This window comes from Azospirillum agricola, assembly GCF_017876095.1.
Taxonomy (GTDB): domain Bacteria; phylum Pseudomonadota; class Alphaproteobacteria; order Azospirillales; family Azospirillaceae; genus Azospirillum; species Azospirillum agricola.
Genome location: NZ_JAGINM010000011.1, coordinates 46,661 through 64,483, shown reverse-complemented (window position 1 = coordinate 64,483; position 17,823 = coordinate 46,661). Strand labels below are relative to the sequence as shown.

Below are 17,823 nucleotides of genomic sequence, written 5' to 3'. Positions count from 1 at the left end.
GAGTTACGCCCCCCATGAGCCACGCCTTCGCCAAGGACAGCCGCGCCTGCGCCGCCTGCGTCTCGTGGGGGGGCGAGCGGGCGCTGTCGGGCGACAACACGCTGGTCCTGGTCGCCCGCCACGGGGTGGAGGGCGAATGCCGCACCGCCAGCAGCCAGGACTACCGCAAGGTCACCAAGGGCTATCACACCTGCGCCACCTGGGCGCCGCTGCCGATGCTGAAGAAGCACGGCGGGCGCATCGGCCACCAGCCGGTGACCGCCGCCGCGTCCCGCCCCCAGCCGCCGCTGCCGGCCGCCGTTCCGGCCGCCGCGCCCACGCCGACGGCGAGCGCCATCCCGGTGGAGGCCGAGCCGCCGCCGCCCTGCCGGGCCGACCCGCTCGACGTCGAGCAGACGCCGCAGGTCCGCGTCCTCTACACCCATTGGCTGCGGCTGAAGCGCCGGCGCGCCATCCCGCTGGCGGCCGAGATCGACACCGCGCAGGTGCGCGAGACGGTGCCGCGCACCTGCCTTATGGAGCCGACGGCGGACGGCCGCGATTTCGTGTATAAATCCTGCGGGCGGGCGTTGCAGCGCCGGCTCGCCATGCGGCCGACGACGCTCCGGGTGACGGAATGCCACCCGGAACAGGCGGCGCAGCGCTGGCTGGCCGATCTGCGGGCCTGCCTGGACAGCGGGGAGCCGCGCTGCCTGATGGTGCGCGACGACCCGATGCTGCCGGGGCTGAAGTTCGTGGAGCTGCTGCTGCCCCTGGCCGACGTCGAGGGCGGCCGGGCCACCCGCGTGCTGGCCTACCGCCATGTTCCCGGCGGCTGAAGGCCAGGAAACACCGAGAGCGGAGAGACGGGCGATGGCGGAGAACGGAGCGCGGCGCCTTCTTCCCAAGCCGGAGATCGGCCCGGAGATCGTCGGCGTCTGGCCGGCGGCGGTGTGGATTTTCGTCGGCACGCTGGTGTGGCTCGGCGACCCCGACCATTTCGCCGGCTGGAAGGGCGGTGTCTATTACGTGCTGGGCACGGGGATCGTGGCGCTGGTCGGCGGGCTGATCGGCCGCTCCGCCCGGCTGGCGGTCGGCGGCATCCAGGAGCGCCTGCTCAAGGAGGTCCGCCACCGCCGGGACATGGCGACCTGGGCGGTGTCGGTCGGCGTGCGGCTGATGGTGATGCTGGCCGAGGCGGTCGCCGTGACGCTGCTGTCCCTGTCGGCGGTGGACGTGCTGTGGTGAGCCGGCGCCGGGCCGCTACGCCCCGGCGCCACCCTCCGCCGTCTTGGCGTATTTCCGCTTCGCCACGTCGAGCGACGCCAGGAGCTGCTGGCCCGTCGCGCCGCCGTCGCCGCTGACGCGGGCGTTCATCACCGCGCGGATGGCGTCGGCGTGCGCCTTGAACAGCAGGCGCTCGTTTTCCGTCACCGTCCCTCCCCCGGCCCCGCCGCGCGTCGCCTCGTAGAGCGACTTGGCGATCTGCGTGATCAGCGGATAGCCGAAGATCCCGCCCTGCCCGCGCATCTCGTGCGCCGCGCGGTTGACCTGGGCGATCAGCCCCGGCACGGCGTCGGGTTCGCGGTCCAGCCGCTCGATGCGGCGACTCATCTCCTCGACCTCCCCGGCGATCCAGGTGGCGTAGTCGCCGGCGCGGTTCTGGATCTCCTCCTCGGCGGCGGCCAGAACCTCGGCCGGCAGGGTCGGCACCGGCCCCTTGGGCGCGATGCCGACCTTCACGGCCAGCCGGTTGGGAAGGTCGAAATGGATCACCGGAAAGCGGTCGATGCCCGCCGCCCGCGAGGCGCTGTGCACCACCAGGATTTCCGAGCCGCCGGTCATCCGGCAATCCAGGGCGACCGGCTTGTCGGTCCGCCGCCGGTCGGGGCCGAAATAGCCCTTGGCCAGCACGAAGCGGCGCGGCCGGGCGACGGCGAACAGCAGGCGGCTGGCGATGGTCTGGGCCGAGAAGGGCTTGGCGATGAAGTCGGTGGCGCCGAGGTCGCGGGCCTGCTCGACATACTGGCGGTCGGCGGCGCCGGACAGCATCAGGACGGGCAGGAACTTGTCGGGACTCCGCGGGCTGTAGCGCAGCCAGCGCAACAGCATCAGCCCGTCCACCTCCGGCATCACCAGATCGGAGATGACGAGATCCACCGGCGCCGCGCCCGCCGGCAGGGCAGGGCGGCGCGCCTCCAGCCAGCGGATGGCGTCGGCCCCGCTCGCCACCGCCTGGACCCGGCCGACACCGATGGCCCGCAGCGTGGCGGTCAGGACGGCGCGGATGAAACCGCTGTCCTCCACCACCAGCACGGACAGCCGGCCGAGCTTCGGCCCGCCCCACCCGCCCGTCACCGGAGTCACCGCCATCTGGTTCATCGCCGACGCCACAGCCCCGCAGTCCAAAGGGCAGTCTTGGCACGTCCGCCGCCGCTTGGCGAGAGTCAACGCGGGGCGTTTCGGGCGGACGTTTCGCCGCAAGGGGGCTTTCCGCCGCCGCCCGGCGCGGCTAGGCTCACCGCCAAACAATCAGCCGTCAATCAACCGGAGGAAACCGAGACATGCCGCAACCCGATCACGTCATGGCCCTGCCCGTTCCCGACGCGTCCGGCCTGGACGCCGACATGGCCGCCCTGTTCGACAAATGCACGGAGAAGCTGGGCTTCGTGCCCAACGTCCTGCAAGCCTACAGCCTGCGCCAGAAGAAGCTGCGCAACTTCGCCCTGCTCTACAACGAGCTGATGCTGGGCGAGAGCGGCCTGTCGAAGCTGGAGCGCGAGATGATCGCGGTCGTCGTCTCCTCGGCCAACCATTGCTACTACTGCCTCGTCGCCCACGGCCAAGCGGTGCGCAAGCTGTCCGGCGACCCGGAGCTGGGCGAGATGCTGGTCGCCAACTACCGCGTCGCCCCGCTGGAGCCGCGCCAGCGCGCCATGCTCGACTTCGCGTGGAAGATGACGAAGGAGCCGTGGACGGTGGGCGAGCCCGACCGCGAGGCGCTGCGCGCCGTCGGATTCTCCAACGAGGACATCTTCGACATCGCCGACACGGCGGGCTTCTACAACATGTCCAACCGGGTTGCGACCGCGGTGGACATGATCCCCAACCGCGAGTACCACAAGCTGGACCGTTGACGGTCCGCCCCCGCGCAACCGACCGGAGCCGCCGGAATGCTGAGGTTCTTCGTCCGCCTGTTCGCCACCATCGGCCTGCTGGTGGTGGCCGCCCTGGTCGGGGCCGTGGTGCTGCTGGTCCGCTACCAGCCGAGCCTGCCCGACGCGGTGGTGCTCGACCTCGATCTGACGCGCACGCTGGCGGAAGGCGGGTCGGACCGGCTGGGCGGGCTGCTCGGCCATGACGCCAGCCTGCGCGAGGTGCTCGACGCGCTGGAGCGCGGCCGCAGCGACCCGAAGGTGAAGGGCGTGCTGGCCCGGCTGGGCGGCGACGACATCGGCTTCGCCCAGGCGCAGGAGCTGCGCGCGGCGGTCGAGCGCTTCCGCGCCTCCGGCCGCTTCGCCGTCGCCTTCTCGGAAAGCTACGGCGAGGGCGGGGCCGGCAACCGTGCCTATCTGCTGGCCAGCGCCTTCGACGAGGTGTGGCTCCAGCCGCTCGGCATGGTCGGGCTGACCGGACTCTCGGCCGAGGTGCCCTTCGCCCGCGCCGCGCTCGACACGCTGGGGGTCCAGCCTCAGCTCATGCAGCGGGAGGAGTACAAGAGCTTCGCCGACACCTTCACCCGCAGCGAGCTGACCCCGGCCAACCGGGAGATGCTGCAAGGGCTGGTCGGCGACCTGACCAACCAGCTGGTGGACGGCATCGCCAAGAGCCGGCGCGTGCCGCCGGCTTCGGTCCGCGCGGCGCTCGACCGCGCGCCGCTGCTCGACCGCGAGGCGCTGGAGCTGAAGCTGATCGACCGCGTCGGCTACGCCGACGAGGCGCGCGACGCGGCGTTGCAGCGCGCCGGCGGCGGGGCGGAGCTGGTCGAGACCGCCGACTACCGGTCGGTGGCCGGCGGCGCCCACGACAGCGGGCCGACGGTGGCGCTGATCCACGCGGTCGGCACCATCACCGGCGGCAAGAGCGACCGCCCGGCGCTGGGCGAGATCACCGCCGGGTCCGAGACCATCGTCCAGGCCATCGAGGAGGCGGTCGACGACCCTGACGTGAAGGCCATCCTGTTCCGCATCGACAGCGGCGGCGGCTCGGTCTCGGCCTCCGAGGCGATCCGCCGGGCGCTGGAGAAGGCGCGCCAGCGCGGCAAGCCGGTGATCGCCAGCATGGGCGACGCCGCCGCCTCGGGCGGCTACTGGATCGCGCTGGCAGCCGACCGCATCGTCGCCTCCCCGGCCACCATCACCGGCTCGATCGGGGTCGTCGCCGGCAAGATGAGCTTCGCCGGCCTGTCGGAAAAGCTGGGCGTGCAGTGGGGGCGGGTCCCGGCCGCGCGCAACGCCGGCATGTGGTCGCCGATGCATCCCTTCTCGCCCAGCGAGGAGGAACGGCTGACCGCCATCATCGACACCACCTACGCCACCTTCCTGGAGCGGGTGGCGCAAGCCCGCCGGCTGACGCCGGAGCAGGCGCGCGCCGCCGCCAAGGGCCGCGTGTGGACCGGCGCGCAGGCGCGCGAGCTCGGGCTGATCGACGAGTTCGGCGGGCAGGAGGAGGCGCTGACGCTGGCGCGCACCGCCGCCGGGCTGGCCGCCGACGCGCCGGTGACGCTGGCCCCCTTCCCCGCTCCGAAATCGGTCACCGAAGAGTTGCTGAGCCTGCTGTCCAACAGGGGCGAGCTGGTCGGCGCGCTGTCGGCGGTCGCGGAACTGAAGCCGCTGCTGGCGCGGCTCCGGCCGCTGCTGGCCACCGAGGGCGTGCGGGCCACGCTGCCGGCGATCGATCTGGGACGGTGAGGATCACACGGAAACAAGCACTTCCCCACCGCCTTCCGTCATGACCGGGCTTGGCCCGGTCATCCACCTGGACGCCTGAGGTTCGCTCGGGGATGCCCGTGCCAAGCACGGGCATGACCTGAAAGGAATGGGAAGGAACGGGGAGGAAACCCGCCCCTACTCGGCGGCCTCTTCGGCGGCCTCGCGATCGACGGCGGAGTTGTAGGCGTAGGTCTTCCAGGTCGGCTCGTAGCTGTCGTCCGCCTGGTTCCCCCACACCGCCCAGTTCGGGCGGGCGCCGCGCGCGAACATTTCCAGATAGGGGCCGGGGCTGCACGCCTCGATCAGCTCGTACTGCTCGTCGGGCTTGCGGCTGTGCTCGCGCTTGCGGGTGCCGATGTAGTTGACCTGGGTGCGGCCCGGCGGCAGCGTCCGCGCGTTCTTGCCGCGCACGCCGAACAGGATCAGCTCGGTGACGTTGCGGAAGTAGAAGCCCACCCCGCGCCCGTCCGACCCGCCGTCCTTGCGCACCTTGTGCCAGACGAGGTTGGTCTTGTACTCGAACCCCCAGGCGTTCAGCACCTGCAACCCTTCCGGCAGCAGGGCGTTCGGCACCCAGAGATAGAGATGCGCGGTCGGCGCGGCGATGTCGGCCACCGGCAGCGCGCAGATGTCCTCGATCGTCATCGTCCCGTAGCGGGACAGCCGGCGGTGCTCCGGGGCCATCTTGCCGGTCCGGTTCACGAACCGCCAGGGAGGATCCGCCATCACGGTGGCGAAGCGCCGGTCCCCGGCGAACGCCGCGAGATCCCGCACCGGATCCATCGCAGGTTCCACCGTCGTGGTGTCGCCCATCGCTTCCTCGAACTCCCCTGGAACCCCTTGGACCGGGACGGGCGCGGGGGTCGAAACCTTCCCGTCGGCGCCTCCCCCGAAGGGGTGCAAGCTCGCACGCGGGCGCCGTCCGCGTCAACCGTCGGGTACGAAACCGCAACGCCCGGCCGCCGATGTTTCAGGCCGCCCCGCTCCGGGCCGCCCCGGCTCAGTCCGACGCCGTGTCCACGAAGCCCCGCAGGGCGGCGCGGTCGGCGACCGTCACCACCAGCCCCTGGGTGTCGACCCCCACCGGCCGCAGCTTGGCCAGCGCGCGCGAGAAGGTTTCCGGCTGCATGCCGAGGCGCCGCGCCGCCAGCGCCTTGTCGAAGGGCAGCGCGAAGCTGGCCGGACCGTCCCCCGCCGGGCAGAAGCGCAGCAGGAAGGCGGCGACGCGCTGGGGCGCCGGTTGGACCTGGAGCTGCTCGATCTGGGTGACGAGGTGGCGCAGCCGCATCGACAGCGAGCCCAGCATGCCGAAGGCGATGCGGTCGTCCTCGCGCAGGCAGCGGGCGAAGCCCTCCGCCGTCAGGGTCATGACGCGGGTGTCGGTCACCGCCTCGGCGCAGACCGGGAACTTGCCGTCGGCGAACATGGCGGCCTCGGCGAAGCTCTCGGCCGGGCCGATGACGTGGACCACCGCCTCCGCCCCGTCGCGGGTCAGGCGGAACAGCTTCACCCAGCCGTCGAGCAGCACGAAGAAGCGGTCGGCGACCTCGTCCTGAAGAAACAGCGTGGTCCCGCGCGGAACCGTCCGCACCAGCGCCACGCCACCGAGCAGGGCCAGCGCACGGTCGGTCAGCTTGCCGAACAGCGGAATGGCGCGGATCGCCGCCACGTCCTGCGGCGACAGGTGCGGGGTCATGGGATGGGACGGAACGGGTGAACCCGTGGTCATGACCGGCAACTCCTCGGTGATTTCCAGAACCGGCCGATCCACAGCCGCTCGAAGGCGCCGGCCTGTCCCAGCCGCCACAGGTTGACGGCGCTGCCGATGATATCCGACAGCATGGCCGGCAGCGACCCGGCCAGCGCGTTGTGCGCCAGCCAGCAGGGCAGCCCCAGCGCCAGGAAACCCCGGAAGCGGACGACGTCGGTCTGGTAGCGGCCGACGCTCATCAGCGCCATGGCGGCGGCGGCGAAGAGGGATTGCACGCCGCCCCAGGTCGCCGCCATCAGGACGGCGATGGCCGGCAGGAGCATCAGATAAACGACGCGGAAGCCGGGGCGGGTGCCGAGCGGAATCGCCACCAGCACCTGGAGGGCGGTCAGCAGGTTCAGCGCCGCCCCCGTCGCGGCGCCGAGCAGCGCCATGTGGATGGCGAAACACAGCACGGTCGCCAACTGCGCCAGCAGCATGGCGACCCGCCCCCGGCAGAAGGGCCAGAGCATCCCGCCCACTGTGCCGCAGTAGCCGATCAGTTGGACCGGAGACACGTCGGTCGGGAGGTCGAGCATGCGAATAGGCCTTGCGCTGCCAGCGATGCCGGCGCCGGAAAGCCCCGCGCCGGGAAACGGTGCCGAACAAGGGCTGGAGAGACTGGGCTTGAAGACACGGGAAGCGACGAAGGAAGCAGCGTCGCTTCACAGACAAAAACGCACGGCGTACCCATGCGGGACACCGTGCGATAAGACCGGCGCGGAGAACGCCGGTTTAGCGGCGGTCCGTCGAAGGGACCTTCCTTCCCAGGGGAAGGAAGATCCCGCCGACCGCAACTCGGAGTCGAAACTCAGAGATACTCGACCTTGCCCGCCTCGGGACCCTTCTGGCCCTGGCGAACGGTGACGCGCACCTGATCGCCTTCCTGAAGGGTCTGCATGCCCGAGCGACGCAGCACGTTGACGTGAACGAACACGTCCTTGCCACCGGTGCTCGGCGTGATGAAGCCAAAGCCCTTGTCGGCGTTGAACCACTTCACGGTGCCGCTGACTTCTTCGCCGCCGCCGGCGTCGTAGCCGCCACGGTCGTAGCCGCCGCGGTCGTAGCCGCCACGATCAAAGCCGCCGCCGCCCGAACGGGACGGACGCGGGGAGCTCTGCGCCGTGGAGGCGTCAACGGAGTGGATGGAAGCAACCTGCGGCCCCTTCGGACCACGGGCCAGATCGCAAGTGATGGTCGTGCCTTCATCGAGCGCGTCGTAGCCGGCGGCCTGGACCGCGGAGACGTGCAGGAAGGCGTCGGGCGAACCGTCCTCGGGCGACACGAAGCCAAACCCCTTGGTGGGGTTGAACCACTTCACGGTGGCGGTGACGTTGGACTTGGTGATCTCGGGAGCGCGGAAGCCCTGGCGGGGCGGGCGGTCGAACATGTGTCTTCAAGCTCATAGGAGTGTACCGAGTGTCCTTTGTCACAGGGTTCCGACCATCCGTCAAGCCTGCCAAAGGAAAGAGGCCTGTTTCTCCCAAATTTCGCCCAGCCCCGTGCCGGCTTCGCCGCTGGACCGGCACCGAAGTGCCGGTTCCGGCACTCCGGTCGCGGCGGCGCCCGCCGCGTGCGCCGCGACTCGGGATTTTCCCGCGATGCGGGTCCTACTCCGCCGCCGCGCTCAACGCCGGGTAATCGGTGTAGCCGCGCCGGTCGCCGCCGTAGAAGGTCGCGGTGTCAGGCTCGGCGAGCGGCGCGTCGAGACGCAGCCGCTCGACCAGATCGGGGTTGGCGATCCACGGACGGCCGAAGGCGACCAGATCGGCATGGCCGTTCGACAGCGCCTCGATCGCCATGGCGCGGGTGTAGACGTTGTTGGCGACGTAGCGGCCCTTGTAGAGCCCGCGCAGTTCGCCCAGCAGGCCGCCGAAGCCGGGGTGCGGGCCGCGCGTCACCCCCTCGATCATGTGGAGGTAGGCGAGGTTGTAGCCGTTCAGCCGCTCGATCACCGGGCTGAAGGTGGCGCGCGGGTCGCTGTCGTGGGCGTCGTTGCTCGGGCTGAGCGGCGACAGGCGGATGCCGACACGGTCGGCCCCGGCCTCCGCCACCACGGCGTCGAGCACCTCGAACAGGAAACGGGCGCGGTTCTCCACCGGGCCGCCATAGGCGTCGGTCCGCTTGTTGGTGCCGTCGCGCAGGAACTGGTCGATCAGGTAGCCGTTGGCGGCGTGGACCTCCACCGCGTCGAAGCCGGCGGCCAACGCGTTGCGGGTGGCGATCCGGTAATCCTCGACGATCCCCGGCAGCTCGCCGATCTCAAGCGCGCGCGGCGCCGGGATCTCCTTGAAACCGCCGGCGGTGAAGGCCTTGACGTTGGGCGCCACGGCGGACGGCGCGACCGGCAGCGCGCCGCCCGGCTGGAGGTCGGGGTGCGAGATGCGCCCGACATGCCAGAGCTGCATCGCCAGATGGCCGCCGCGCGCGTGCACCGCGTCGGTCACCAGCCGCCAGCCGGCGACCTGCTCGGCGCTGTGGATGCCGGGGGTGAAGGCGTAGCCCTTGCCCTGCGGCGAGATCTGCGTCGCCTCGCTGATGATCAGCCCGGCGGCGGCGCGCTGGGCGTAGTACTCGGCGTTCATCGCGGTGGGGACGCCGGTCGCGTCGTCGGTCCGGCTGCGCGTCAGCGGGGCCATGGCGATGCGGTTGGGAAGGCTCATCCGGCCGACCGTCACCGGCTGGAACAGGGGGGCTGCGTCGGTCATGTCCGATCCATCGAAGACGTTGCACCGGCTGAAGAGAGTGTGACGGCCCTCCGACCGGGGCAATGGGTTGCGGCACCGCAACACGCGCGGCCGGGGCATGGCTGCCATTCGGCGCCGCGCGCCGCGCGCCGCGCGGGACCTTTCCGCGCGCTCGCCGGTTATCGCGGTAAGCCTTTGTTCTCAAGGATGCGAGACCGCCGATGCAACAACGCTGGCCCGAACAGCTCTGGATCGTCCGCCATGGCGAGAGCGCCGGCAACGTCGCCCGCGACGCCGCCCAGGCCGCCCGCCTGCCGCGCATCGCCATCGCCGAGCGCGACGTCGACGTGCCACTCAGCCGGCTCGGCGAGCGCCAGTCGGACGCGCTCGGACGCTGGTTCGCCGCGATGCGGCCGGAGGACCGCCCCGAGGTGGTGCTGACCTCGCCCTACCTGCGGGCGCGCAGCACCGCCGAGCGGATCCACGCCGGGGGCGGGCTGCCGCTCGATCCCGCCGACTTCGTGGTCGACGAACGGCTGCGGGAGAAGGAGTTCGGCGTGCTCGACCGCCTGACCCGCTACGGCATCGCCGATGAGTTCCCCGAGCAGGCCGAATTCCGCCGCATCCTCGGGAAATTCTACCACCGGCCGCCGGGCGGCGAGAGCTGGTGCGACGTGATCCTGCGGCTGCGCAGCGCGCTCGACACCATCAGCCTGCACCATGGCGGGCGGCGCGTGCTGATCGTCGGCCATCAGGTGGTGGTGCTGTGCCTGCGCTACCTGCTGGAGAACCTGACGGAACCGGAGATCCTCGCCATCGACGCGGCGGGCGACGTGGCGAACTGCGCCGTCACCGAATACCGCTTCGATCCGGACGCCGGTCCGCGCGGCGGGCTCGCCCTGCATCGCTACAACTTCGTCGCCCCGCTGGAGGAGGCCGGCGCCCCGGTCACCGCCGAGCCGGACGCCAACGTCGCGGCGCGGTGAGGGCCGGCGGGATGGGAACCGACACCCCGATCACCCGCGAACTGCTGCGCTCGATGCCGCTTCCCCAGCCGGACGGCGACGGCGACAAGGAGCAGCGCGGCCGCGTCCTGGTCGTCGCCGGCAGCGTCGAGGTGCCGGGCGGCGCCCTGCTGGCCGGCATCGGCGCGCTCCGCGCCGGGGCCGGCAAGCTCCAGGTCGCCACCGCCGCCAGCGTGGCGCCCCATCTGGGCCTGGCCCTGCCCGAGGCGCTGGTCGCCGGGCTGCCGGAGACGCCGGACGGCGGCATCGCTCCCGATTCGGCCAAGCGGCTGACGGCGCGCGCCACGCGCTGCGACGCCGTGCTGATCGGCCCCGGCATGATGGACGAGCCGGCGGTCGCCGCCCTGACCGCCGCCCTGCTGACCGGGCTGGACGGACCGAGCTTCGTGCTGGACGCCGCGGCGCTGGCCGGTCTGGGCCGGGGGGCGGACGGGGCGCCGTCGCCGCTGCACCGCCATGGCGGCCGGATCGTGCTGACCCCGCACGCCGGCGAGATGGCGGCGCTGCTCGGCTGCGGCCGCGACCAGGTGCTGGCCGATCCGCTCGACGCCGCGCGCCGGGCGGCGGCGCGGCTGCGGGCGGTGGTGGTGCTGAAGGGCGGGCTCACCCGCATCGTCACCCCGCAGGGGGAGGCCTGGACCTACCGGGACGGCGCGGTCGGGCTGGCCACCTCCGGATCGGGCGACACGCTGGCCGGCATCCTGGCCGGGCTGCTGGCGCGCGGCGCCACCCCGCTCCAGGCGGCGGTCTGGAGCGTCTGGCTGCACGGCGAGGCCGGCAACCGGCTGACCCGGCGCCACGGCCCGCTGGGCTTCCTGGCACGCGAGCTGCTGGCCGAGATCCCCGCCGCCATGGCCGAGCTGTCGGGCTGACGCCTTACGGCTTGCCGACGGCCGGTGCCGCCGGGATGGCGGGCGCCGGAACGTTGGGCGCCGGAACGTTGGGCGCCGCCGGGGCCGGAACGGACATCGCCGGCTTGGACAGCGGGGCCACCGACGCCGACAGCACGGCGCTGTGGTCGCGGCAGCGGTCGACCACCTTCTGGCCGCAGGCCTTGAAGCCGAGATCCTTGTCCAGGCAGATCCGCACCTCCGACACGTCGCGCTTGGAGCAGATCACCGCCACCCCTTCCGGCGTCAGGCCGGGGTTGGCTTCCAGGAACAGGCGCTCGACCTGCATCGCCGGCACGGTGGCGCCGGGGGTCTTCAGCCCCTCCGGCACCGCCACCTTGGCGTAGGCGGCGCGCAGCTTGGCGAAATAGTCGGTGACGCTCAGGCCGGAGCAGGTGCCGTGCTTGCTCCATTGATGAACCATCAGCCCGACGCTGGGCATGATCGGCATGGTCTCGTCGACCACCGCCTTGGGCACCATGCGGTCGCGGCTGCACGTCGCCGGCCAGCCGCCGTTGGTGTATTGCGGCCACAGCCCGTGGACGACGAAGCCGAACTTGCGCTCGATCCCGCACTGGTCGGGATCGGGCGTGCCCTTGGCCCGCGCGCAGTGGGTCGGCGACCAGGAGAGCGACAGCACGTAGTAATCGAAGGATCCGGGCTCGGCCCGCTTCTGCGCCCAGGACGGGGCCGGCAGAAGCAGAACCGCAACCAGAGCGGACAGGAAGGCGGCGGCAGCAGTGCGCATGACGATATTCCCCAACGGCGATGCGTCCGCGCGTTGCATACCATGGAAGGTGGTTGCTGTCGCGCGGAAGTGTCGTTCACCGCGAGGAACCTCCTTCGCCCCGTCGCGGGAACTCTCCGCGCAAGCTATACTCGACGGATGTTCACGCTGTCCGCCCCGATGCTGCTGCGCGCCTACGCCGCCGGAATCTTCCCGATGGCCGAAAGCGCCGAGTCCAAGGAACTCCACTGGTTCGACCCGGAACGGCGCGGCATCCTGCCGCTGGACCGCTTCCACGTCGCGCGCAGCCTGCGCAAGACGGTGCGGCGCGGCGTGTTCGAGGTGCGCTGCGACAGCGCCTTCCGCCGGGTGATCGAGTCCTGCGCCGAAACCACCGAGGACCGGCCGAAGACCTGGATCAACGACGACATCGTCACCCTCTACACCCAGCTCTTCGAGGCCGGCTTCGCGCACAGCGTCGAGTGCTGGCGGGACGGGCGGCTGGTCGGCGGGCTGTACGGCGTGTCGATCGGCGGCGCCTATTTCGGCGAGAGCATGTTCAGCCGCGAGACCGACGCCAGCAAGGTGGCGCTGGTCCATCTGGTGGCGCGGCTGCGGGCGGGCGGCTTCACACTGCTCGACACCCAGTTCGTCACCGGGCATCTCGGCCATTTCGGGGCGGAGGAGATTCCGCGCGCCGAATACCGCCGCCGCCTGAACCGGGCGCTGGAGATCAAGACCGACTTCGCCGCCGTCGATCAGGCGCGCGCGGTGGCGGCGCTGCTGGAAGGGTCTTGAGTCCGGGCTATGCCTCGATCGGATGGAACCGCCCGCCCGTGGTCGGCACCGGCACGCCGGTGGTCGCCGGCTCGCTGAGCGGCAGGCCCAGGCGGCTGCGCACCGCCAGATAGCCGAAGGCCTGCGCCTCCAGCGCGTCGCCGTCCCAGCCGACCGTCTCCACCGCCGCCACCGGCACGCCCAGCCGCTCGGCCAGCATCGCCATCAGCGTGGCGTTGTGGCGCCCGCCGCCGCAGACCAGCCAGCGCCGAGGCGCGGCCGGCAGATGCGGCACGATGCGGGCGACCGACTCGGCGGTGAAGGCGGTCAGCGTCGCCGCCCCGTCCGCCACCGCCAGCCCGGCCACCGGGGCCGGGTCGAAGGCGTCGCGGTCGAGCGACTTGGGCGCCGGACGGTCGAAATAGGGGTGGCGCAGCAGGGCGGCGAGCGCCGCCGCGTCCACCCGGCCCGACGCCGCCAGCGCGCCGCCGTCGTCGTAGCGGCCGGCGCCGTGGCGCAGCACCCAGTCGTCGACCAGCGCGTTGCCCGGCCCGGTGTCGCAGGCGACGACCGAGCCGTCGGCGCCGATCCAGCTCACGTTGGCGACTCCGCCGATGTTGAGGACGCCGAGCGGGCGCGGCAGATCCTCCGCCAGCGCGCGGTGGAACAGCGGCACCAGCGGCGCCCCCTGCCCGCCCGCCGCGACGTCGGCGCTGCGGAAATCGTCGACCACGGCGATGCCGGTCGCCGCCGCCAGCCGCGCGCCGTCGCCGATCTGCCAGGTCCGCCGCTCGTCCGGCGCGTGATGGATGGTGTGGCCGTGGAAGCCGATGAGGTCGATGGCGGCGGGCGCCACGCCGGCCTTGTCGAGAAGGCGACGCACCGCGTCGGCGTGGGCGTCGGTCAGGGCGCGCTCGACCGCCGCCACCGGCCCCTTGCCGCTGTCTTTCCTTTTGCCCAGACAGCCGCGCAGTTCGGCGCGGAAGCCGTCCCCGTAGGGGATGGTGACGAAGGCGAGCGACTCGACCTTCGCCACCCCGTCGGTGCGCAGCAGCGCCGCGTCGATGCCGTCCATCGAGGTTCCGCTCATCAACCCGATGACCGTCCGCATGGTCATGTTGCCCGCCTCCGCTTGATGCGCGCGCACTCTAGCGGAAGCCGGACACGGCCGGCATCGACAAAAGGCGGAGGCGCCGCGTCAGTCCCGGCGCGGCGGCGGACAGGGGGCCATGCCGGGCCGCAGGCAGCCCTCCAGCCTTCCGTCGGGCACGCCCTCGGCCAACCCGATCCAGGCATCCACCCGTTCGGTCTCGAAGCCGCACTCCCGACGGTCGCCCACCCGCATCAGCGGACGGCGGATCAGCAGCGGCTGGGCGAGCATCGCGGCCAGCGCCGCCGCCTCGTCCATCGCCTCGGGCACGATCGCGCCGGACTTCACCGCCGGGGCGGCGCGGTTGAACCAGTCGGCCACCGGACGGTCGCCGAAATAGGGGCGCAGGCTCTCGGCGGTCCAGGGCTCGGCCAGCAGGTCGCGGGCGAGCACGCGGTGCCCGGCCTTCTCCAGCAGGGCCTTCTGGCGGGCGTTGCCGCCGCAGCCGGGTTTCTCGAAGAAGATCACGTCGGCCATGGGTCGTCACTCCGTTCGGAACTGCGGCGCGCGGGCGAGCAGCGCGTCGGTTTGCTGACAAATCTCGTCGTAGACCTTGCGGTCGAGCTTGCGCAGCCAGCGCGCCGGGATGTCCTCCACCCCGTAGGTGGCGCCGGCCAGCATGCCGGCGATGGCGCCGGTGGTGTCGGCGTCGCCGCCCTGGTTGACCGTCTCGACCACGCAGGCCTCCACCGAATCGGTCTGGAAGTAGTAATGGAAGACCGTTTGCAGCGTATCGACGATGAAGGCGGTGGACAGGCCCCGGTAGGGCTCGAACTTGAACTGGCGGTGCGTGGCGATGAGCGCGTTCGCCTCCTCCCGCGCGGCGCGGACGCCGCCGCCCAGCACCAGCCGCTGCACCATCCGCCCGAGCGCCAGCACCGCCGAATCGGACAGCGCGTTGCAATGGGTGATGCGCGACTGCTCGCGCGACCAGCGTTCCAGCGCCGCGTCGTCGCCGATGGTCGCCAGCGCCACCGGCAGGTTGCGCATCGCCGCCCCGTTGCCGGCGTGGTACTCCGACTCCGGCTCCTCCAGCGTGCCGTGCATGATGAAACGGCGGATGCCGCGCCGGGTCGTGTCGCCGACATCGACCGGAACGCCCTTCAGCCAGACGGCGAACTCCCCGGCGGCGCGGCGGACGTCCCACTCCGGCCCGGACAGGATGGCGCGGCCGAGATGCAGGGCCATCTCGGTGTCGTCGGTCACCTGCCCGGCCGCCAGCTTCAGCCAGCCGCCGCCCTTGATGTGCTTGTGGACGCCGTACTGGTGGGCGATCTCGCCCTTGGTCAGGAACTCGACTGTGGCGCCCAGCGCGTCGCCGCAGGCCAGCCCGAGATAGGCGCCCAGCGCGCGCGATCGGATCGTCGGATCGGTCATGTCCCGAGCGGCCGGAGCCGCCCTTTCCTGGTGCGCCGGAAGCGCCTCGCCGGACCGTGCCGCCGAAACGCTTCGGGCGTTGGTTGTCAGAGAAGCGACACCCTCACCCGATAATCCCCGCCCACCACCAGATACTCCCCTTCGCCCTGGAAGGGATAGCGCGGCAGGATGTCGCGGAAGAAGACCACCTTGGGCAGAGGCACCCAGGCTTCCAGGATGTGGTCGCCGAACTGGCCGGCGATGTCGCGGTCGATGGAGAAGGAACAGAGGTTGTTCAGCCGCAGCACCGCCGTCCGCTTGTCGGGGCGGGCGACGACGTGATGCTCGGCGAAATCGTTGACGCCACGGTAGAGCCGGATGTGCGACGCCCAGGCCGGCATCGGCGCGTCGGGCCAGCCACGGCGGATCGTCCACTGGCAATATTCGTAGAGCAGGTCGAGCTGCAAATGGATGTGGTTGTTGTGGAAGCGGGTCGAGCCCTTCTCCTCGCCGTAGGCCCTCCAGGCGGGCGACGCGAAGCGGCGCAGCGGCTCCTTGTGGAAGGTCGGCAGCAGGCCGAACCGGCTCTCCACCCAGCCCTTGAGGACGGCGCCCTCCGCCCGGTTGCTGTCGAACATCCAGCCCTTCAGCAGGCGCAGGTAGCTGGCGCGGAAGCGCCGCCGGCCGTCCGGCCCCGCCGAGCCCGAGAAATCCGGGTTGACCCCGAACACCGCCGCCATGTGGCGCTGGAAGAGATCCGACGCGGTCAGCGCGTCCGGACTTTCGTCGAGCGCCTCGAACAGGGTGGCGTGCTCGCTGCGGGTGGCGCCGATGCGCAGGCGGCGCGGCTCGTCGTTGTAGGATTCGCCGCACAGGATCGCGGCCGGGATGTTCAGCAGGTTGGCGCGGTGCGCGCGCAGGGCCAGGGGCGAATCGGGATCGACCTCGCGACCATTCCCATCCCGGATCACCGCACCGTCCGCCGCCACGCCGCCACGCCCCCGCCGCCCTGTCCGGATCGAAAGACACCAATTTCTTTATGGATAATCCGGAATCGCCGCCGCGCCAAGGCCCGCGTTCCCCCTGTGACCGGGCTTGTCACGATTTTGTCGGTTTGAAGCCACAGCCGGCAGTCCCCATACTCGGGAATGGCAACGCTCACGATGCGGCGGACCGGGCATGGCCGTTTGGCCGACCAGATACGACGACAGCCACCGCCCGGACCGCCAGCGTCCGGGGGGTAACCGTCCGCGCGGCACCGCCCCGCCGGTGCTGCCGAAGCCGGCCCCGCCCACCCCGGCCCCCGCCTTCCCCGCCGCCGACACCCCGCCGCGCGGCATCGACGAGGCGCGCACCGCCGTCCGCCTCGCCAAGCTGCTGCGCGGCACCATCACGCCGATGCGCGCCGACGACGTGCTGGCCCTGCTGGAGCCCCACCGGCCGCGCCTCGTTCCCAAGCCGGTCAACCCGCTGGCCGGTCTGGCCGGACAGCCGCAGGGGCGGATGCTCGACGCGCTGCTGCGGCCGATCGGGCAGATCATCACCGACGTGCTGCTGCCCGGCGTGCGCGACCATCTGATCGACCGGCTGGTCGCCGGACGCAGCCTCCAGGAGGACAGCCTGCCGAGCGCGGTGGACCTCGCCGAGGCGATGCGGGCGCTGATCGGGCGGATGCACGGCGGCGGGCGCGGCCATCTGCTGGCGGTGGTGACGGCGATCCAGAGCGACGCCCGCGCCACCGCCGACCGCATGACGCGCGAGACGGCCCCCATCGACGCCGGCGGCATCGACCGGCTGGCCCGCGCCCTGCTGCGCTTCGAGGTGCGGCGGATGGTGCTGGACACGCTGGGCGGCGGCGCCGCCCTTCAGGACAGCGTCTACCAGTCGCGCCGGCTCGCCCGCTATTCGCTGCGCCGGGCCACCGAGGCGATCAACGGCTTCGTCGTCGACCGGGGGCTGAAGAGCCTGCACGCCAGCCTCGCCACGCTCGCCCAGGCCGACGGGCTGATCGTCATCGCCCTGCGCAACCTCGACGACCAGGAGGAGACGCAGGAGGAATCCGGCCCCTTCGTCGAACCGGCCGACCGCAAGGCGATGACCGACTGGCTGTCGGCGGCGTGGCGGCTTTCCGACACGCTGTTCGATCTGGTCGGAAAGGCGGCGGCCGGCGGCGAGTTGGCCGACCTGCTGTTCGAGGCGCTGCTGCGCCAACTCCGCAGCCTCCACCATTTCTGCGCCGACCTGACCCACGCCGGGCGCCCGGCGGCGGTGGACACGCTGAGGCGGCGGCTGGTCGAGCGCAGCGACGCGCTGGCCCACCTGACCGGCGAGCGGCTGACCGCGGCGCTGCTCGCCCGCCCGGCCGATCCGGCGATGGCCCGGCGGCTGCTGACGCGCGGGCGTTTCCTGGCGCAGCTTCTCTACGACATGGGCCGTGACGAGGCGGTGGAGGGCCTGGCGCTGCGTCTGGTCATCGCCGCCGAGGCGCTGGGGCCGGACGGGCGGTAGCTTTCCGTCGCCATGCGCCGCCCCTCCCCGCAAAAGACCCGAC

General features: G+C 71.9%; 19 protein-coding genes. 8 read left to right on the top strand and 11 right to left on the bottom strand.

Annotated features, from left to right (window positions below; translation table 11 throughout):
- Positions 1–14: 14 nt before the first annotated feature.
- Positions 15–818, top strand: coding sequence for a PAS domain-containing protein (locus J2847_RS17500; protein ID WP_209780186.1), 804 nt, complete (start codon positions 15–17; stop codon positions 816–818).
- A 34-nt stretch (positions 819–852) separates the two neighbouring features.
- Positions 853–1,227, top strand: a complete 375-nt coding sequence (locus J2847_RS17495; protein ID WP_209780185.1) for a hypothetical protein — start codon at positions 853–855, stop codon at positions 1,225–1,227.
- Between the two features lie 15 nt (positions 1,228–1,242).
- Here the strand turns inward: J2847_RS17495 and J2847_RS17490 are convergent, their stop codons facing one another.
- Positions 1,243–2,361 carry a response regulator gene (locus J2847_RS17490; protein ID WP_233474597.1) on the bottom strand — a complete coding sequence of 373 codons (1,119 nt, stop codon included), beginning with the start codon at positions 2,359–2,361 and terminating at the stop codon, positions 1,243–1,245.
- A gap of 182 nt (positions 2,362–2,543) precedes the next feature.
- Here J2847_RS17490 and J2847_RS17485 point away from each other — a divergent pair, with 182 nt between their 5' ends.
- Complete coding sequence (locus J2847_RS17485; RefSeq protein ID WP_085555017.1) at positions 2,544–3,116, top strand: peroxidase-related enzyme; 573 nt, start codon at positions 2,544–2,546, stop codon at positions 3,114–3,116.
- Between the two features lie 36 nt (positions 3,117–3,152).
- On the top strand, positions 3,153–4,889 hold the full coding sequence (gene sppA / locus J2847_RS17480) for a signal peptide peptidase SppA (RefSeq protein WP_209780184.1): 1,737 nt from the start codon (positions 3,153–3,155) through the stop codon (positions 4,887–4,889).
- A gap of 156 nt (positions 4,890–5,045) precedes the next feature.
- Here sppA and J2847_RS17475 read toward each other — a convergent pair whose 3' ends face one another.
- The 5 genes from J2847_RS17475 to J2847_RS17455 all read right to left on the bottom strand — a co-directional run bounded on the left by J2847_RS17475 (position 5,046) and on the right by J2847_RS17455 (position 9,368).
- Positions 5,046–5,723 (bottom strand): MT-A70 family methyltransferase, encoded by a 678-nt coding sequence (locus J2847_RS17475; protein ID WP_209780183.1) that lies wholly within the window; start codon positions 5,721–5,723, stop codon positions 5,046–5,048.
- Between the two features lie 187 nt (positions 5,724–5,910).
- Complete coding sequence (locus J2847_RS17470) at positions 5,911–6,639, bottom strand: Crp/Fnr family transcriptional regulator (RefSeq protein ID WP_233474596.1); 729 nt, start codon at positions 6,637–6,639, stop codon at positions 5,911–5,913.
- On the bottom strand, positions 6,636–7,199 hold the full coding sequence (locus tag J2847_RS17465; protein ID WP_209780182.1) for a YgjV family protein: 564 nt from the start codon (positions 7,197–7,199) through the stop codon (positions 6,636–6,638). The genes J2847_RS17470 and J2847_RS17465 overlap by 4 nt, the downstream gene beginning before the upstream one ends.
- A gap of 272 nt (positions 7,200–7,471) precedes the next feature.
- Positions 7,472–8,050, bottom strand: coding sequence for a cold-shock protein (locus tag J2847_RS17460; protein WP_209780181.1), 579 nt, complete (start codon positions 8,048–8,050; stop codon positions 7,472–7,474).
- A gap of 220 nt (positions 8,051–8,270) precedes the next feature.
- Positions 8,271–9,368: an alkene reductase gene (locus tag J2847_RS17455; protein ID WP_209780180.1), complete on the bottom strand. Its 1,098-nt coding sequence runs from the start codon at positions 9,366–9,368 to the stop codon at positions 8,271–8,273.
- 200 nt (positions 9,369–9,568) lie between these two features.
- Here J2847_RS17455 and J2847_RS17450 point away from each other — a divergent pair, with 200 nt between their 5' ends.
- Together J2847_RS17450 and J2847_RS17445 are read left to right on the top strand one after the other, a co-directional pair.
- Complete coding sequence (locus J2847_RS17450; RefSeq protein ID WP_209780179.1) at positions 9,569–10,333, top strand: histidine phosphatase family protein; 765 nt, start codon at positions 9,569–9,571, stop codon at positions 10,331–10,333.
- An 11-nt stretch (positions 10,334–10,344) separates the two neighbouring features.
- On the top strand, positions 10,345–11,244 hold the full coding sequence (locus tag J2847_RS17445; RefSeq protein WP_209780178.1) for an NAD(P)H-hydrate dehydratase: 900 nt from the start codon (positions 10,345–10,347) through the stop codon (positions 11,242–11,244).
- Between the two features lie 4 nt (positions 11,245–11,248).
- Here J2847_RS17445 and J2847_RS17440 read toward each other — a convergent pair whose 3' ends face one another.
- A complete protein-coding gene (locus J2847_RS17440; RefSeq protein ID WP_209780177.1) occupies positions 11,249–12,010 on the bottom strand; it encodes a ribonuclease T2 family protein in 762 nt (253 codons plus the stop codon).
- Positions 12,011–12,148: 138 nt separating this feature from the next.
- Between J2847_RS17440 and aat the strand changes: the two genes are divergently transcribed.
- Complete coding sequence (gene aat / locus J2847_RS17435; RefSeq protein ID WP_209780176.1) at positions 12,149–12,787, top strand: leucyl/phenylalanyl-tRNA--protein transferase; 639 nt, start codon at positions 12,149–12,151, stop codon at positions 12,785–12,787.
- 7 nt (positions 12,788–12,794) lie between these two features.
- On the opposite strand, the gene J2847_RS17430 is transcribed toward aat, so the two are convergent.
- The 4 genes from J2847_RS17430 to J2847_RS17415 all read right to left on the bottom strand — a co-directional run bounded on the left by J2847_RS17430 (position 12,795) and on the right by J2847_RS17415 (position 16,261).
- Positions 12,795–13,877: an anhydro-N-acetylmuramic acid kinase gene (locus J2847_RS17430; RefSeq protein ID WP_209780333.1), complete on the bottom strand. Its 1,083-nt coding sequence runs from the start codon at positions 13,875–13,877 to the stop codon at positions 12,795–12,797.
- A gap of 87 nt (positions 13,878–13,964) precedes the next feature.
- Entirely contained in the window at positions 13,965–14,393 is a 429-nt protein-coding gene (locus J2847_RS17425; protein WP_209780175.1) for an ArsC/Spx/MgsR family protein, read from the bottom strand.
- Between the two features lie 6 nt (positions 14,394–14,399).
- Positions 14,400–15,293 (bottom strand): ADP-ribosyl-[dinitrogen reductase] hydrolase, encoded by an 894-nt coding sequence (gene draG, locus J2847_RS17420; protein WP_209780174.1) that lies wholly within the window; start codon positions 15,291–15,293, stop codon positions 14,400–14,402.
- 86 nt (positions 15,294–15,379) lie between these two features.
- On the bottom strand, positions 15,380–16,261 hold the full coding sequence (locus J2847_RS17415) for an NAD(+)--dinitrogen-reductase ADP-D-ribosyltransferase (protein WP_325169435.1): 882 nt from the start codon (positions 16,259–16,261) through the stop codon (positions 15,380–15,382).
- A gap of 190 nt (positions 16,262–16,451) precedes the next feature.
- Between J2847_RS17415 and J2847_RS17410 the strand changes: the two genes are divergently transcribed.
- Positions 16,452–17,780, top strand: a complete 1,329-nt coding sequence (locus J2847_RS17410; RefSeq protein ID WP_209780173.1) for a hypothetical protein — start codon at positions 16,452–16,454, stop codon at positions 17,778–17,780.
- The last annotated feature ends 43 nt before the right edge of the window (positions 17,781–17,823 follow it).

Excerpts from the sequence above, each read along its gene's own strand:
- J2847_RS17500 (WP_209780186.1), top strand. The coding sequence starts at position 15 with ATGAGCCACGCCTTCGCCAAGGACAGCCGCGCCTGCGCCGCCTGCGTC.
- J2847_RS17495 (WP_209780185.1), top strand. The coding sequence starts at position 853 with ATGGCGGAGAACGGAGCGCGGCGCCTTCTTCCCAAGCCGGAGATCGGC.
- J2847_RS17490 (WP_233474597.1), bottom strand. The coding sequence starts at position 2,361 with ATGAACCAGATGGCGGTGACTCCGGTGACGGGCGGGTGGGGCGGGCCG.
- J2847_RS17485 (WP_085555017.1), top strand. The coding sequence starts at position 2,544 with ATGCCGCAACCCGATCACGTCATGGCCCTGCCCGTTCCCGACGCGTCC.
- sppA (WP_209780184.1), top strand. The coding sequence starts at position 3,153 with ATGCTGAGGTTCTTCGTCCGCCTGTTCGCCACCATCGGCCTGCTGGTG.
- J2847_RS17475 (WP_209780183.1), bottom strand. The coding sequence starts at position 5,723 with ATGGGCGACACCACGACGGTGGAACCTGCGATGGATCCGGTGCGGGAT.
- J2847_RS17470 (WP_233474596.1), bottom strand. The coding sequence starts at position 6,639 with ATGACCACGGGTTCACCCGTTCCGTCCCATCCCATGACCCCGCACCTG.
- J2847_RS17465 (WP_209780182.1), bottom strand. The coding sequence starts at position 7,199 with ATGCTCGACCTCCCGACCGACGTGTCTCCGGTCCAACTGATCGGCTAC.
- J2847_RS17460 (WP_209780181.1), bottom strand. The coding sequence starts at position 8,050 with ATGTTCGACCGCCCGCCCCGCCAGGGCTTCCGCGCTCCCGAGATCACC.
- J2847_RS17455 (WP_209780180.1), bottom strand. The coding sequence starts at position 9,368 with ATGACCGACGCAGCCCCCCTGTTCCAGCCGGTGACGGTCGGCCGGATG.
- J2847_RS17450 (WP_209780179.1), top strand. The coding sequence starts at position 9,569 with ATGCAACAACGCTGGCCCGAACAGCTCTGGATCGTCCGCCATGGCGAG.
- J2847_RS17445 (WP_209780178.1), top strand. The coding sequence starts at position 10,345 with ATGGGAACCGACACCCCGATCACCCGCGAACTGCTGCGCTCGATGCCG.
- J2847_RS17440 (WP_209780177.1), bottom strand. The coding sequence starts at position 12,010 with ATGCGCACTGCTGCCGCCGCCTTCCTGTCCGCTCTGGTTGCGGTTCTG.
- aat (WP_209780176.1), top strand. The coding sequence starts at position 12,149 with ATGTTCACGCTGTCCGCCCCGATGCTGCTGCGCGCCTACGCCGCCGGA.
- J2847_RS17430 (WP_209780333.1), bottom strand. The coding sequence starts at position 13,877 with ATGCGGACGGTCATCGGGTTGATGAGCGGAACCTCGATGGACGGCATC.
- J2847_RS17425 (WP_209780175.1), bottom strand. The coding sequence starts at position 14,393 with ATGGCCGACGTGATCTTCTTCGAGAAACCCGGCTGCGGCGGCAACGCC.
- draG (WP_209780174.1), bottom strand. The coding sequence starts at position 15,293 with ATGACCGATCCGACGATCCGATCGCGCGCGCTGGGCGCCTATCTCGGG.
- J2847_RS17410 (WP_209780173.1), top strand. The coding sequence starts at position 16,452 with ATGGCCGTTTGGCCGACCAGATACGACGACAGCCACCGCCCGGACCGC.